This is a genomic window from Pseudomonas sp. CFBP2511 (genome assembly GCF_030209255.1).
GTDB classification, from domain to species: domain Bacteria; phylum Pseudomonadota; class Gammaproteobacteria; order Pseudomonadales; family Pseudomonadaceae; genus Aquipseudomonas; species Aquipseudomonas avellanae.
Window position 1 is genome coordinate 19,725 of record NZ_JARVSI010000030.1, and the last position, 15,234, is coordinate 34,958.

Consider the following 15,234-nt stretch of genomic DNA (forward strand, 5'->3'; position numbering starts at 1 on the left):
TCATAGGTTGTACTGTTTGCGTTTGCGGTAAAGCGTTGAAGCATCGATACCTAGCGTCTTGGCGGCCTGATCCAGGGTTTCGCTGGTCGCCAGCACGGCACCGATGTGCGCTTTTTCCAGCTCGTCCAGACTCAGAGCGGCACCGACGCGCGGCGCGTTGTTCGCCGGTTGCTCGGCCATGCCCAGATGGCTGACCTCTACACGCTCCTGCGGGCAGATGATGCTGGCGCGCTCGATCACGTTGCGCAGCTCACGAATGTTGCCCGGCCAGCGGTAGTTGAGCAGCGCGGCGCGGGCTTCTTCGCTGAAACCCCGTGCCGGGCGGGCGTACTCTTTGACGAAGCGGGCCAGAAAGCGGTCCGCCAGAGTCAGAATGTCTTCGCTGCGCTCACGCAAGGCCGGCAAATGCAGGGTGATGACGTTCAGGCGGTACAGCAAGTCTTCGCGGAAGCGTCCGCTGCGCACCATGTCCTCCAGATTGAGGTTGGTGGCAGCAAGGATGCGCACGTCGGCCCTGCGGGTGACCGGATCGCCAACGCGCTCGTATTCCTTGTCCTGAATAAAGCGCAGCAGCTTGGGCTGCAGCGTCAGCGGAAAGTCACCGATCTCGTCGAGAAACAACGTACCGCCGTCCGCCTGATTGACGCGCCCCAGCGTGCTTTCGCTGGCACCGGTGAAGGCCCCGCGGCTGTGACCGAACAATTCGCTTTCCATCAGCTCTGCGGTGAGCGATGGGCAGTTGATCGTGACGCAGGACTTCTTGGCGCGCTTGCTCCAGCCATGAATCGCCCGGGCCAGTTCGCCCTTACCCGTGCCCGACTCACCCAGAATCAGGATGTTGGCATCGGTGACCGCGACCTGACGGGCGGTTTCCAGAATGGCCATCATTGAAGGGCTGTGGGAATCCAGTCCGTCCTTGGGCTTGCGAACTTCGCCTTCGAGCGCCTCGAGGCGTGCAGACAGCTGACGGACTTCAAGCTGCTTGGCGGTCGCCAGGCGCAATTGGTCAGGGCTGCAGGGTTTGACCAGATAGTCGGCTGCACCGGCCTGAATGGCATCAACAGCGGTATCCACCGCCGAGTGCGCAGTCACGATCACCACGCGCATCCACGGCGCCTGAATGCGCATCTGCGCCAGCACATCGAGGCCGTTGTCTTCTCCCAGACGCAAATCAAGGAAGCACAGGTCGAACACCTGGCGTTGCATGAGCGTGTCGGCCTGCGCTGCGCTGTTGGCAGTGGCGACACTATAACCTTCGTCTTCCAGACAGTACCGGAAGGTGCGGAGGATGGCGGACTCATCGTCCACAAGCAGAATACGGCCCTGATTCTCAGTGGCTGCTTCCATTTTTCCTACGCTCCTTAATGAATTGTCTCAGTTAGTCTCGGAATCATCGGGCAAGTTGCATGGTCAATTCTGATTGATTATGTGGCATGCATGCTAGCTCTCTGATCATCTAATGATGAACAGCCTGATTAATCCGTGTTTATGTCGTTAAAACCGTCTATTCGGAGACGAAATCTCACCTCAAAAGGTAAACCATATGTTTTCGCTGAAAAAAATTGCTCTGGTCACCGCTGCTGCCGCAATGCTGGGCAGCGGTCCGGTTCTCGCCCAGCCTGATCTGCCTGCCCAACTCGATGAAGCTCGCCAGGAGGGTTCGATCTGGACGGCCTTCGCGCTGAACAAGCATTTGAGCCCGTTCAAGATCGACGTGGATGTCGAGCAAGGCACTGCCATTCTCAAGGGCAAGGTCGAAAACGAGGTTGACCGTGAACTGGCCGAGCGCATAGCGCTGGATACCAAAGGCATCGAGAAGGTCGACAATCAGTTGGAAATCGACCCGGCCGTCGCCAGCGATCCAGGCACGCGAACCAACATGGCCCAGCGCTTCGAAGACGCAACGCTGGTAGCGACGGTGAAATCCAAACTGCTGTGGAGCAGCGTTACCGAAGCACTGAGCATTGATGTGGACAGCAAAGACGGCGTCATCACCCTCAAGGGTCGCGCGCAGAGCCCCGAAGCCAAGGAGCTGGCGGGCAGCCTGGCCAGCAACACCGATGGTGTGGTCAGCGTCAACAACCTGATCAGCCTGAGCGCAGCTGATTCAATCGCCGCCAAGACTCAGCCCCAGTCAGTGATCCCGACTGAAGAAATGAGTGACGCCTGGATCACCAGCAAGGTCAAGGCGAGCCTGATCTATAGCCGTACGCTGGATGGGCTGAACATCAAAGTGGACACCAAGGCCGGGGTCGTCAGCCTCAACGGCGTGGTCGCCAACTTTGCTGAGAAGGAACTGGCCGTGGAAATCGCGCGAAATATTCGGGGCGTAAAAGGGGTAAATGGCGACGCCTTGAAAGTCATGGCGCGCAGCGCGGGCTGATCATAAGGACGTAGCACGGCAGAGGCTTCGTGCAGAACGCACGATTACAAAGGTGTAATCGTGCAGCTTGCTGGTAGGACACCTTCGCAAAACTTTACAAGACATTGATTTAAAAGGAAAAAATATCAGCTAACAAACTGGCATGCAGTCTGCAATAACTCTTTCAACAAGGTCGGGACATACCGACCCATCAGATTGATTGCCCACTCAGGCCAAGGGGAGTTTGCAGATGAACAGCCAGCGTATTGCACAATTGCGTATTTCGCCTCTGCACATCCAGCAAGGTCTTTTTCTACTCCTCGCCCTGCTCGTCACTCTGATCGCCATTCAGCAGTTCCAGCGTTGGAATCAAGCCAACGAGGCAACTCAAGCCAGACAGCAATTCATCCATGCCAGCAGCATGTCCTTTCGCGGAGTAAGCGCTCCAGCGGTCAAGGACCTGTCTTCCAGCCTACGCCCTGTCGATGGCCTGGTTTCGGTGGATGAAGTCGCGCCGCAGCAAAAATGGGTTTTTTGACCCAACCTGAAAAAATGCAGCATTCACATTAAAAATCGGCACCAAAAAGGAGTATCACCATGTTGAGTTGGGCTATCACGTTTCTGATCATCGCCATTATCGCTGCAGTACTGGGCTTTGGCGGTATCGCTGGTACGGCTACTGGTATCGCCAAGATCCTGTTCGTCGTGTTCCTGGTGATGTTCGTTGTATCGTTCTTCTTCGGTCGTCGTGGTCGAGGCTGAACATGCACACGTCGTTTCGCACACTGGCTGCCGCCCTGTTGATGGGCGGCAGTGCCATAGTCATGGCAGCCAATGATGGACAGTCTCGGGTCAACGAGCTTTTAAGCTCTGCACCCGAGTACCGCACAACCTGGGCGAAAGTCGTCAAGAAGGAAGAGCGGTTGCCGGAATGGGTTCTAAACCTGTCCGGTGCTGCCGAGCAGCAAATGACGGCGACCTCCGAGAACCGTGACAAGTATCTGATCGGGCCGCTCTGCGAAACTGCCGATACGTGCAAGAGCAAGCGTCTGATCGTGGCGTTCAGCCTCGATAAGGAAGACGCCTACGCCATGTTGGTTGAAGTCCCTGCAGGCTTGCCTGCGGATAAGTCGCCAACCCGTCACGCGACTTATCGATATTTGGGTAAGCCTGACGAGGGTATGCAAAAGCTCTTGAACGAAGAGCTTCGCAAGGACCCGAACTGGTATTGATTTATCGCAAGGCGCCGGTCCAGTGGACCGGCGGCTTTGTAACATGTGCGGCCTGAGGAAGGTGCGCGCATGACCAAGGGGCCGGGATGCGTTGATCGAAAGGATCGGCGTGACCTAGGGGTACAGGGAGTACCTCCGCCAAGGGCCGGGTCAGGCAAGCTGCCGTGCAAATCACGAGAGTGTTTCGAGCTATCCGAACCTCTGGATGATCGTTGCACGGCGCTTTATATCTTGGTTAAACCTCCCTGCTTAAATCGCATCCCTTGGCAGCATCAAGCCAAGCGGCAAGCGCACGCGCGCCTCCAGACCGCCGCCCGAACGATTTCTCAACTCGACATTACCGCCGTGCATCGCAGCGATACGCTTGACGATGGCCAGCCCAAGGCCGGTTCCCTTGCCGCTGCGTGCGCGATCGCCGCGGATGAACGGGTTGAAGATCGTGTCCAGTTCGGACGGATCAATGCCCGCCCCTCTGTCCAGCACACTCAGCACCACGTAGGGCGCGTTTCTGTCACCTGAGACGTAAGCAGCCACTTCGATACCGTTGCCCGCATGATGCCTGGCGTTGCCGATCAAATTGGTCAGCAGACGTTTCATCGACACCCGGCGCAGCGGAAACGGCGGAATTGGCTCCAGGCACAGGCGGATGCTGCCTTCAGCATTATTAAAGGGCGCAACCACGTCACGCACCAGATCGCCCAGGTCGACCTCTTCAATTTCCTCGTCGCGACCATCACGGATAAACGCCAGAAACTGGTCGAGAATGGCGTCCATGTCCTCGATATCGCGAACCATGCCCTCGGAAAACTCGTTGTCGTTCATCAGCTCCAGCGAAAGACGCAGGCGCGTCAACGGCGTACGCAGGTCGTGGGAGACGCCAGCCAGCATCAGCTCGCGCTCCTGCCCGGCCTGTTCGACGTCTTCGGCCATCTGGTTGAAGGCCCGATAGACTTCGGTCATCTCGCTGGGTGTATCACTGACCGGTAAGCGCACGCTGCGCCCCTGCCCCAGTTGCCGGGCGGCAAAGACCAGACGCTTGAGCGGCTGGTTGAGCTGACGCACGAAGATCCACGCCGACGCGGTGGACAACAGGCCGATGGCCAGGAACCAGCCCAGCACGCTCCAGATTTTCTGGCCGCGTAACGGATGCGGGTAAAGCGGCACTTTCAGCCAGCCATCCCCCAGGCTCGGCGCGCGAACCCAAAGCGCGGGCGGTGCATGCACGCGCAGACGCACTTCGGTATCGGCACCCAGTTCAGCCTGCATCTGCCGTTGATAGATCTCGCTGTACGGCCAGTGCTGCTCGCCTTCCGGCACGCCTCCCCCCACTACCCGAATCAGACCAGCCGCCTCGGCAATCGCCTCCCGATCGTTTTCATCGGCAGCCCAGTAGGCACGCAAGGTCAGTGCGACGCCGTGGCTGTACTGCCTGTCGACCAGCACGTCTTCGTTCATCAACAGGTAAACCAGCGTCAGGGCCTTGGAAAACAGCACGACGATGAGCACCAGCCAGAGCGTGCGGGAAAAAAAGCTTTGCGGGAACCAGAGCGGAGTCTTCATAACTGCAGCCATACACTTTGCAAGGCGAGCCAGGCTCGCAGGTTTGCCGAACGCGGGCGAGACCCGATGGACGAACGCAAAAAACCAGAACGTCGATAGCCTTGCGCAAGGTTATCGACGTAACTGGCGGGAGTAACGAGTTTCGGTGCTGACAGCCGCGCTGTCAGCGGCTTCCGGCACCATCCGGAACGAATACATAACCTACGCCCCAGACTGTCTGGATATAACGCGGCTTGGAAGGATCCGGTTCGATCAGGCGACGCAGACGGGAAATCTGTACGTCGATGGACCGCTCCAGCGCATCCCACTCCCGGCCACGGGCCAGATTCATCAGTTTGTCGCGGGTCAGCGGCTCGCGAGCGTGCATTACCAAAGCCTTGAGGACCGCGAATTCACCCGTGGTCAGCATGTGTACTTCTTCGCCGCGTTTCAGTTCGCGGGTCGCCAGGGAGAGCACGTAGTCGCCGAAGCTGACCGACTCGTCTTCACTGCCGGGCGCGCCTGGCACAGGTGCTGCCTGACGACGCAGAACAGCCTTGACCCGCGCCATCAGCTCGTCCGGGTTGAACGGCTTGGCCAGGTAGTCGTCAGCGCCCAGTTCGAGCCCCTTGATGCGGCTCAGCTCATCGCCCTTGGCGGTCAGCATGATGATGGGTACCTGATTGTTCGCGGCACGCAGACGACGGCAGGCTGAAAGGCCGTCTTCTCCGGGCAGCATCAAGTCCAGCACCACAAGGTTGAAAACCTCACGGGCCAGCAAGCGGTCCATTTGTTCCACGTTTGCCACGGCGCGGGCACGGTAGCCCTTGCTGGAGAAAAAACGTTCCAGAAGGCTGCTCAGCCCCGGATCGTCATCGACAATAAGGATTTTTTCGCCTTCAGCATTTTGTGCGGTGCTGCTCATCGGATGCTCCTCTGATCTCGGGGCGCATTATGGCGTAGCTGCGGTGATGCGCACCTTGTGCATTGTTAGCAGATTTTACTGGAGGCGACACTTGTGCATGCTTTTTCGCCGAAAAAAGAGCGTTTTTGTCGGCTAATCCCCTAATTGCGCTTCGGCAGGTATAATGCGCCGCCCCCAAAGTCAGGCAACGCCGGACTCATGGCGGTTCGCCAGCCTTGAAAATAAAAGCTGGCAGACGGACACCAGGCAAGGCAATTCGTACACAGCCCAGTTTTCTGCTCACAACTCCAGGTGGTTTTATGGACAGCATCAACAGCCGCATCGCCGAAGAACTCGGCGTACGCCCACAACAGGTCGCAGCGGCCGTAGCACTACTGGATGAAGGCTCGACCGTGCCCTTCATTTCCCGCTACCGCAAGGAAGTGACCGGCAGTCTCGATGACACGCAATTACGCCATCTGGAAGAACGTCTGCGCTATCTGCGCGAACTGGACGACCGGCGCGTCAGCATTCTTGCCAGCATCGAAGAGCAAGGCAAGCTGACCCCGGAACTGGCTCGCGACATCAAGCTGGCCGACACCAAGACCCGCCTTGAAGATTTGTACCTGCCTTATAAGCAGAAACGCCGTACCAAGGGCCAGATCGCCCTTGAAGCGGGCCTCGGCGAGCTGGCTGATGGCCTGTTCAACGACCCGAGCCTGACCCCGGACGCCGAAGCCGCCCGTTTTGTCGACGCCGAGAAAGGCGTGGCCGACGTGAAAGCTGCGCTGGAAGGCGCCAAGTACATCCTGATGGAGCGCTTCGCCGAAGACGCCTCGCTGCTGGACAAACTGCGCAGCTTCCTCAAGCAGGAAGCGGTGATCAGCGCGCGCGTGGTGCCGGGCAAGGAAGAGGAAGGCTCCAAGTTCCGTGACTACTTCGAACACGACGAGCCGCTCAAAAGCATGCCGTCGCATCGCGCGCTGGCAATTTTCCGTGGCCGCAACGAAGGTTTTCTCAGCTCAGCACTGAAAGTCGGTGAAGAACTGCCAGGTGCCATGCACCCGTGCGAACTGATGATCGGCGAGCGTTTCGGCATCCAGAACCAGAGCCGCGCGGCGGACAAATGGCTGGCCGAAGTGGTGCGCTGGACCTGGAAGGTCAAGCTGTATAGCCATCTGGAAACCGATCTGCTGGGTGAGTTGCGTGAAGGCGCTGAAACCGAAGCCATCAACGTGTTCGCCCACAACCTGCACGACCTGCTGCTCGCCGCCCCGGCTGGCCAGCGCGCCACGCTTGGCCTGGACCCGGGCCTGCGCACCGGCTGCAAGGTCGCGGTCGTGGATGCCACCGGCAAACTGCTCGACTACGCGACTGTTTATCCGCATGTGCCGAAAAATCAGTGGGATCAGACCATCGCCGTGCTGGCCGCCCTGTGCGCCAAGCATTCGGTCGACCTGATCGCCATCGGCAATGGCACCGCCAGCCGCGAAACCGACAAGCTGGCCGCCGACCTGATCAAAAAATACCCAGGCCTGAAAATGACCAAGGTCATGGTTTCCGAAGCTGGCGCATCGGTGTACTCGGCGTCGGAACTGGCCGCCAAGGAATTCCCGGACCTCGACGTGTCGATCCGTGGCGCAGTATCGATTGCCCGCCGTTTGCAGGACCCACTGGCCGAACTGGTGAAAATCGACCCGAAATCCATTGGTGTCGGCCAGTATCAGCACGACGTGTCGCAGCTCAAACTGGCTCGCGGCCTGGACGCTGTGGTTGAAGACTGCGTGAACGCCGTGGGCGTGGACGTAAACACCGCGTCGGTGGCGCTGCTGGCGCGAATTTCCGGCCTCAACACCACGCTGGCGCAGAATATCGTCGCGCATCGCGATGAAAACGGTGCGTTCAAAACCCGCGCAGCGCTGAAGAAAGTCAGCCGTCTGGGCGAAAAGACCTTTGAGCAGGCCGCAGGCTTCCTGCGCGTCATGACCGGTGACAACCCGCTGGACTCTTCTGCCGTTCACCCGGAAGCCTACCCGCTGGTGCAGCGCATTGCGGCTGAAACCGACCGCGACATCCGTTCGCTGATCGGCGACGCCAGCTTTCTCAAGCGTCTGGACCCGAAGAAATTCACCGACGAGACCTTTGGTCTGCCAACCGTCACCGACATTCTCCAGGAACTCGAAAAACCGGGCCGCGACCCGCGTCCGGAGTTCAAGACCGCTGAATTTCAGGAAGGCGTCGAGGACCTCAAGGACCTGCAACCGGGCATGATCCTCGAAGGCGTTGTTACCAACGTTACCAACTTCGGTGCTTTCGTCGACATCGGCGTGCACCAGGACGGTCTGGTGCACATCTCGGCGTTGTCCGAGAAGTTCATCAAGGACCCGCGCGAAGCGGTCAAGGCCGGTGATGTGGTGAAAGTGAAGGTCATGGAAATCGACATCCCGCGCAAACGCGTCGGCCTGTCGATGCGCATGAGCGACACGCCCGGCGAGAAAATCGACGGTGCGCGCGGCGCACGCCCTGGTGCCTCGCCTCGCCAGCAGAACAGCGCCCCGCGCAAGGAAACCACTGCTCCGGCACCGGCCAACAACGCCATGGCCTCGCTGTTCGCCAACGCCAAGCAATTGAAGAAGCGCTGATGGACATTCCCGAGGATCTGACCCAAAGCGCCTACTTCAAGATGCTCGGCTGCGAGCTGCGGCGTCTTGACGAGGGCGTGGCCGAAGTTGCGCTGCCGCTGGAGGCGCACCTGCGCAATCGCGGCAACGTGATGCACGGCGGGGCGATCTTCAGTCTGGTCGATATCAGCATGGGGCTGGCCTGTTCCAGCTCCCATGGTTTTGACCAGCGCAGCGTGACCATCGAGTGCAAGATCAACTACGTGCGTGGCGTGTCCGACGGCGAAGTCCTGTGCATCGCCAACGTGCTGCATGCGGGCCGCAGGACGCTGGTGGTCGAGGCGCAAGTCGTGCAGGGCGACAAGCTCGTCGCCAAAGCTCAGGGCACGTTTGCGGTCATCTAAGCTCATTCAAAGGCTGATGAAAGCAATCATTGCGAACAGAACCTAGCCGTATCGACATCATTTGGGTTAATTTCGGCACCATTAGCGTGGTGCCGAGTCCATTTGGGTGGTACGACGAAGTGCAGTGATTGTGAACAGGCGTTACAGAGTCAACCAGGCGACCACGCCAGTTCCTTTCTTCACCCTTGTAGACCGTCAAGTCCACCCCAATATCGGGGCGACCGATGCGTGAAGGATTACACCTTGAGCGAACTTTTAAACCGTCGTCTTGCTTTGCTCGGCGAGCGCAACAACCTCTCTTTGCTGGAGCAGTGCCTGCACGGTATCGAGCGTGAGTGCCTGCGTGTCACGCCACAGGCAGAGCTGGCCCGCACGCCCCATCCGCAAGCTCTGGGTGCCGCACTGACCAACGGCCTGGTCACGACCGATTATTCCGAATCGCTGCTGGAGTTCATTACCCCGGCGCTGAAGAACCCGGTCGATACCCTCGACAGCCTGGACAAGATCCATCGCTTTGCCTACAGCAAGCTGGACAACGAGCTGCTCTGGAGCCCGTCGATGCCTTGCCCGTTGCCGGACGAGGAGCACATCCCGATTGCGTATTACGGCACGTCGAACATCGGCAAGCTGAAATACGTCTACCGCAAAGGGCTGGCGCTGCGTTATGGCAAGACCATGCAGTGCATTGCCGGTATCCACTACAATTTTTCGCTGCCGGAAGACGCCTGGGCGTTGCTCAAGCAGACCGAAGACTTTGCCGGCGATGCGCGCGACTACCAGTCGCACTCCTACATCGCGCTGATCCGTAACTTTCGCCGCTACAGCTGGCTGCTGATGTACCTGTTTGGGGCATCGCCCGCACTGGACGCAGGTTTCCTGCGCGGTCGCGAGCACCAACTGGAGCAGTTCGACGCCGATACCCTGTACCTGCCATACGCCACCAGCCTGCGCATGAGCGATCTGGGTTACCAGAGCGATGCGCAGGCCGATCTGACGCCGTGCTACAACGATCTGGTCAGCTACACCGACAGCCTGCGCAAGGCCGTGGCCACGCCGTACAAGCCCTACGTCGATATCGGCACGCACGACCAGAACGGCAAATGGGTTCAGCTGAACACCAATGTGTTGCAGATCGAGAACGAGTACTACTCCAACATCCGCCCCAAGCGTGTGACCTATAGCGGCGAACGCCCTATCCAGGCGCTGGTGGCCCGTGGGGTGCAGTATGTCGAAGTCCGCTGCCTGGACATCAACCCGTTTCTGCCGACCGGCATCAGCCTGGAGCAGTCGCGCTTCATCGACGCATTCGTGCTGTATTGCGCACTTGAGGAGAGCCAGCAACTGGCTGGTCATGAGTGTTCCAACGCCAGCTCGAACTTTCTTGCAGTGGTCAAGGAAGGGCGTCGTCCGGGCCTGAACCTGCAACGCGATGACTCGCCTGTCGAGCTCAAGGCCTGGGCCACCGAGTTGCTGGAAAAAATCACGCCGATTGCCCGACTGCTCGATCAGGCGCAGGGCACCGATGAGCACATCAAGTCGATTGCCGTGCAACAGGCCAAGATCGACGACACCTCCCTGACACCTTCTGCCCAGGTGCTGGCCAGCATGAGAGCGCATGGCGAAGGCTTCACGGCGTTTTCCCTGCGCCAGAGCCAGGTCCACGCCGAATACTTCCGCACCCATCCGCTGAGTGCCGCAGAGCAGGCGCATTTCGAAGACCTGGCCAAAACCTCGCTGGAGGAACAGGCCGAACTGGAGGCGACAGAAGAAGTGGTGGATTTCGACACGTTTGTCGGGTCGTATCAGGCGAGCATTCTGTCGATCAGTAACTGATCGACAGCGTGAGGCCAGAGCGTCACGAACGGCATCCCCGCGCTGGAGCGTGAGGAACGAAAATCTCACTTATCGTGCGACGCTCCGCGTCGCATGCAGTTCTGGACGCTCTGCGTCCGCCCCTTAAATCGCTTTTTCAAAGATCTTCGAATTACGCTGGAAGTTGTACAGCGACGCACGGGCGCTTGGCAGGCGGTCGACGCTGCTGGGCTCGAAGCCGCGCTCGCGGAACCAGTGTGCGGTGCGGGTGGTGAGGACGAACAGGGTTTTGATGCCCAGCGCCCGCGCGCGGTTTTCGATACGCTCCAGCAGCTCGTCGCCACGCCCGCCGTGTCGGTATTCCGGGTTGACGGCCAGACACGCAAGCTCACCAGACTCCGAGTCGGCAATCGGGTACAGCGCCGCGCAGGCGATGATCAGCCCTTCCCGCTCGACCACACTGAACTGGGTGATCTCGCGTTCCAGCACCTCACGAGAACGGCGTACCAGAATGCCCTGTTCTTCCAGCGGGGTGATCAGGTCCATCAAACCGCCGACATCCTCGATGGCCGCCTCGCGAACCAGTTCAAACTGTTCCTGCGCCACCAGCGTGCCGCCACCGTCGCGGGTAAACAGCTCGGTCAGTAGCGCGCCGTCTTCGGCATAACTGACGATATGGCTGCGAGCCACACCACCGCGGCAGGCCTCGGCCGCTGCATCGAGCAATTCGGCCTGATAGTTGCCACCCAGCCGCTGCAAATGCGCAGGCACCTGTTGCGGGCGCAGTTCGCGCACCAGTCGGCCCTGCTCGTCCAGCAACCCGGTTTCGGCACCGAACAGCAGCAGTTTGTCGGCAGCCAGATCAATCGCAGCGCGCGTGGCGACGTCTTCGCAGGCCAGATTGAAAATCTCGCCGGTCGGTGAATAACCCAACGGCGACAGCAGCACGATATGACGCTCGTCCAGCAGGCGATTGATACCCTTGCGGTCTACCCTGCGCACCTCACCGGTGTGCTGATAATCAATACCTTCCAGCACCCCGATAGGCCGGGCAGTGACCACATTGCCGCTGGTCACCCGCAGCCGCGAGCCCTGCATCGGCGAGGCTGCCATGTCCATCGACAGGCGCGCTTCGATCGAGATGCGCAACTGGCCGACGGCGTCGATCACGCACTCCAGCGTCTCGGTATCGGTGATACGCATGTCGCGATGGTAGCGCGGTGTAATGCCGCGCTGGGCCAGACGGCTTTCAATCTGTGGACGCGAGCCGTGCACCAGCACAAGCCGCACGCCCAGGCTGTGCAGCAGCACCAGATCGTGGACGATATTGCCGAAGTTGGGATGCGCAACGCCGTCGCCGGGCAGCATGACGACGAAGGTGCAATCGCGGTGGGCATTGATGTAGGGAGACGCATGGCGAAGCCAGTTGACGTATTCGGGCATGACAACAAGAGCCTGTAGAAAAATGGACGAAAAGAAAAAGCACGCACAACGGTGTGGTGGTTATCGTCGGAACAGGCTTGGCACTCGCAATCTCCTTGTATTCAAAACGTGTAGGGCCTGACTCATTGAGGCGTCAGGCAGTAGTGCTCGATCAGTTGCCGTAACAGACGCACTGTAGGGTCCAGACGTGACATTTCGAGGTATTCCCCCGGTTGATGCGCACAGGCGATATCACCAGGGCCGAGCACCAGCGTCTCGCAACCGAGGCGCTGAAGATAAGGCGCTTCGGTGCCGAATGCTACTGCCGCTGCCGTGTGACCGGTGAGACGCTCGGCAACACGCACAAGTTCAGCGTCGGCCACCTGCTCGAACGGCGCGCACTCTGGGAACAAAGGAGCATAGTCGATCTGCACCTGATGCAGCTCGGCCAGCAGTTGCAGCTTCTGCCGGATGGCGGCACGCAGCACCTGCGGGTCCATGCCCGGCAGCGGGCGCAGGTCGAATTCCAGCGAGCACTGGCCACAGATCCGGTTCGGGTTGTCGCCGCCGTGAATGCAGCCCAGGTTCAAGGTCGGCTGCGGCACCGTGAACTGCGGATTGCGGTATTCAAGCTGCCACTGCGTGCGCAGGCCCTTGAGTTCGCTGATCGCGTCGTGCATCGCCTCCAGCGCGCTATGGCCCAGGCTCGGGTCGGACGAATGGCCACTGCGCCCGAGGATATGGATGCGCTCCATCATCACGCCTTTGTGCATGCGAATCGGCTTGAGCCCGGTCGGCTCGCCGATCACCGCCGCACGACCCAGCGGGCGTCCGGCTTCTGCCAGCGCACGCGCGCCGGCCATCGAGCTTTCTTCATCGCAGGTGGCGAGAATCAACAGGGGCTGCTTGAACGGCTGATCGACAAGACCACGCACGGCCTCGATGACCAGCGCAAAAAAGCCCTTCATGTCGCAACTGCCCAGCCCGACCCAGCGGCCATCGACTTCGGTGAGCTTCAAGGGGTCGGTTTTCCACAATGCCTCGTCGAACGGCACGGTGTCGCTGTGGCCAGCCAGTACCAGCCCGCCGGGGCCTGTGCCGAAGGTGGCCAGCAGATTGAACTTGCCAGGGGAAACCTGCTGGATATCGCAGGCAAAACCCAGGTCCCCGAGCCATCCGGCCAACAGATCGATGACAGGCCGGTTGGTCTGGTCCAGAGAAGGCTGAGTGCAGCTCACCGAGGGCGCAGCGATCAAGGCGGCAAACTGGTCTTTCATGGACGGCAACGGCATGGACGCTTCCTGTTATCAAGACGGAACACGACCCATCATAGGGCCATAGCAACCCAGGAATAAACCGTTTCGGGCCATGTCCTGTACACTGGCGGCCTCAGCAGCCGTTCAGTCATGGGCTGCGCTCCCGTTATCAGTATCAGCGTTTGGATTCCCCCGGCCATGCAAAAAGAAACAGAAATCAAACTCCGCGTCAGCCGCGAGACCCTCGCTGCACTGCGCGAACACCCGTTGCTCAAGAAGCGCAACAAAAGTGGCTGGGAGCGCCTGGAACTGTCGAACCAGTATTTCGATACCCCTGAGCGCGAGCTGGCCCATGCCAAGGTGGCGTTGCGCATCCGTCGTGACGGCGATCAGATCATCCAGACCATGAAGACCCGCGGGCAAAGCGTGGCCGGCCTGTCCGAACGCAACGAGTACAACTGGGACCTGACCAAGGCCAAGCTGGACCTGAAAAAGCTCGAAGGCGATTGCTGGCCCGAGCAACTGACCGAACTGGACAAGAAATCCATCAAGCCGCTGTTCACCACCGATTTCATCCGTGAAAAAGCCGAAATTGCCTGGGGTCGCGGCAAAACCAAAGTCGTGATCGAAGCCGCGCTGGACCTCGGCCAGGTGGTTGCAGGCAAGCAGAAAGAAGAAATCTGCGAGCTGGAGCTTGAGCTGCGCGAGGGCGACCCTGCGGCGCTGCTGGAACTGGCCGCTGAACTGGCTGCAACGCTGCCGTTGATGCCGTGCGACATCAGCAAAGCCGAGCGCGGCTATCGCTTGCTTGATGCCAGCAGTTATTCGCTGAGCCTGCCTGCGCCAACCCTGAACGCAGAAACCCCGCTGGACGACGCCTACTCCGCGCTGGCCTGGCACCTGCTGGGCAGCAGCCAGCGTCTGGCCGAGCAATACCGTTTCAACGGCCACTGGCGCCTGCTGCAGGACTGGGTCGAGATGCTCGGCGAACTGCGCGCCCTGACCAGCAGCCTCGGCCAGGCGGCGCCACGCACTTCGACCGCTCAGCTGCGTACCGCGCTGGATGCGTTGCTGGAAGACTGGCGTCCGCTGGTTCAGGCCGGTCAGGAAGATGCCGATGTCCGTGGTGCAGCCCACGAGCAGTTTCTGGAAGAATTGCAGGACACCCGCTGGGGCGAGTTCTCGCTGAACACCTCACGCTGGTTGCTGGCCCGCAGCTGGACCGCAGAACGCAACACCCGCGGCAACCGCCAGGGTGCTGCGCTGTTGAGCAGCTGGCTGCCCCGTTTGCTGGGTGAAGAAGCGACATCCCTGCAACTGAGCCGTTATCAGCAGCAGCCGGAAGACCTGGCCGAGCAACTGCCGCGCATTGAGCGCATCCAGGCCTGGCTGCACTGGGCCCGCGGCGCGCTGGACCTGCCAGAGCTGGACCGCCTGTACGGCGAACTGCGCAAACTCGAAGAACTGGCCCATCTGGACATCAGCGACGAAATCCTCGATGCCCGCGTGCAACAGGCCATCACCGTCTTCCAGAGCCGCGCGTGGAAGACCTTGTTGCGTTTGTAAGGGCTGGAGGACTCTCGTTCCGGCGTTATGGCTTATCGTTCCCACGCTCCAGCGTGGGAACGCCGTTCCGGACGCTCCGCGTCCGATCTTGAACATGTGGTGCGACCCGAATTTGT

Annotated in this window: 13 protein-coding genes; 8 read left to right on the top strand and 5 right to left on the bottom strand. The window is 60.0% G+C overall.

Annotated elements, in window-relative coordinates:
• Nucleotides 1–1,347 carry a sigma-54-dependent response regulator transcription factor AlgB gene (gene algB / locus QRN38_RS25565; RefSeq protein ID WP_003380235.1) on the bottom strand — a complete coding sequence of 449 codons (1,347 nt, stop codon included), beginning with the start codon at nucleotides 1,345–1,347 and terminating at the stop codon, nucleotides 1–3.
• A 196-nt stretch (nucleotides 1,348–1,543) separates the two neighbouring features.
• Between algB and QRN38_RS25570 the strand changes: the two genes are divergently transcribed.
• From QRN38_RS25570 to QRN38_RS25585, 4 genes are all read left to right on the top strand, one after another.
• Nucleotides 1,544–2,383, top strand: coding sequence for a BON domain-containing protein (locus tag QRN38_RS25570; RefSeq protein ID WP_005763472.1), 840 nt, complete (start codon nucleotides 1,544–1,546; stop codon nucleotides 2,381–2,383).
• 229 nt (nucleotides 2,384–2,612) lie between these two features.
• Nucleotides 2,613–2,900 carry a hypothetical protein gene (locus QRN38_RS25575; RefSeq protein WP_005763470.1) on the top strand — a complete coding sequence of 96 codons (288 nt, stop codon included), beginning with the start codon at nucleotides 2,613–2,615 and terminating at the stop codon, nucleotides 2,898–2,900.
• 59 nt (nucleotides 2,901–2,959) lie between these two features.
• Entirely contained in the window at nucleotides 2,960–3,124 is a 165-nt protein-coding gene (locus QRN38_RS25580; RefSeq protein ID WP_003380232.1) for a DUF1328 domain-containing protein, read from the top strand.
• A gap of 2 nt (nucleotides 3,125–3,126) precedes the next feature.
• Entirely contained in the window at nucleotides 3,127–3,594 is a 468-nt protein-coding gene (locus tag QRN38_RS25585; protein WP_057418515.1) for an inhibitor of vertebrate lysozyme family protein, read from the top strand.
• Between the two features lie 249 nt (nucleotides 3,595–3,843).
• Here QRN38_RS25585 and QRN38_RS25590 read toward each other — a convergent pair whose 3' ends face one another.
• Together QRN38_RS25590 and ompR are read right to left on the bottom strand one after the other, a co-directional pair.
• On the bottom strand, nucleotides 3,844–5,154 hold the full coding sequence (locus QRN38_RS25590; RefSeq protein ID WP_005763465.1) for an ATP-binding protein: 1,311 nt from the start codon (nucleotides 5,152–5,154) through the stop codon (nucleotides 3,844–3,846).
• Nucleotides 5,155–5,317: 163 nt separating this feature from the next.
• Nucleotides 5,318–6,058, bottom strand: a complete 741-nt coding sequence (gene ompR, locus QRN38_RS25595; protein ID WP_003380226.1) for an osmolarity response regulator transcription factor OmpR — start codon at nucleotides 6,056–6,058, stop codon at nucleotides 5,318–5,320.
• A 299-nt stretch (nucleotides 6,059–6,357) separates the two neighbouring features.
• Between ompR and QRN38_RS25600 the strand changes: the two genes are divergently transcribed.
• The 3 genes from QRN38_RS25600 (at nucleotide 6,358) to gshA (ending at nucleotide 10,895) form a co-directional block, all read left to right on the top strand.
• Nucleotides 6,358–8,679 (top strand): Tex family protein, encoded by a 2,322-nt coding sequence (locus tag QRN38_RS25600; protein WP_005763462.1) that lies wholly within the window; start codon nucleotides 6,358–6,360, stop codon nucleotides 8,677–8,679.
• Nucleotides 8,679–9,062: a PaaI family thioesterase gene (locus QRN38_RS25605; RefSeq protein ID WP_005763459.1), complete on the top strand. Its 384-nt coding sequence runs from the start codon at nucleotides 8,679–8,681 to the stop codon at nucleotides 9,060–9,062. Before QRN38_RS25600 ends, QRN38_RS25605 begins: the two co-directional genes overlap by 1 nt.
• A gap of 243 nt (nucleotides 9,063–9,305) precedes the next feature.
• On the top strand, nucleotides 9,306–10,895 hold the full coding sequence (gene gshA / locus QRN38_RS25610) for a glutamate--cysteine ligase (RefSeq protein WP_057416251.1): 1,590 nt from the start codon (nucleotides 9,306–9,308) through the stop codon (nucleotides 10,893–10,895).
• A 123-nt stretch (nucleotides 10,896–11,018) separates the two neighbouring features.
• On the opposite strand, the gene argA is transcribed toward gshA, so the two are convergent.
• Both argA and argE read right to left on the bottom strand, forming a co-directional pair.
• Nucleotides 11,019–12,317, bottom strand: a complete 1,299-nt coding sequence (gene argA, locus QRN38_RS25615) for an amino-acid N-acetyltransferase (protein ID WP_005763455.1) — start codon at nucleotides 12,315–12,317, stop codon at nucleotides 11,019–11,021.
• 122 nt (nucleotides 12,318–12,439) lie between these two features.
• Nucleotides 12,440–13,588 carry an acetylornithine deacetylase gene (argE, locus tag QRN38_RS25620; RefSeq protein WP_057418516.1) on the bottom strand — a complete coding sequence of 383 codons (1,149 nt, stop codon included), beginning with the start codon at nucleotides 13,586–13,588 and terminating at the stop codon, nucleotides 12,440–12,442.
• A 162-nt stretch (nucleotides 13,589–13,750) separates the two neighbouring features.
• Here argE and QRN38_RS25625 point away from each other — a divergent pair, with 162 nt between their 5' ends.
• Nucleotides 13,751–15,118, top strand: a complete 1,368-nt coding sequence (locus tag QRN38_RS25625) for a CYTH domain-containing protein (RefSeq protein ID WP_005763452.1) — start codon at nucleotides 13,751–13,753, stop codon at nucleotides 15,116–15,118.
• Nucleotides 15,119–15,234 lie beyond the last annotated feature (116 nt).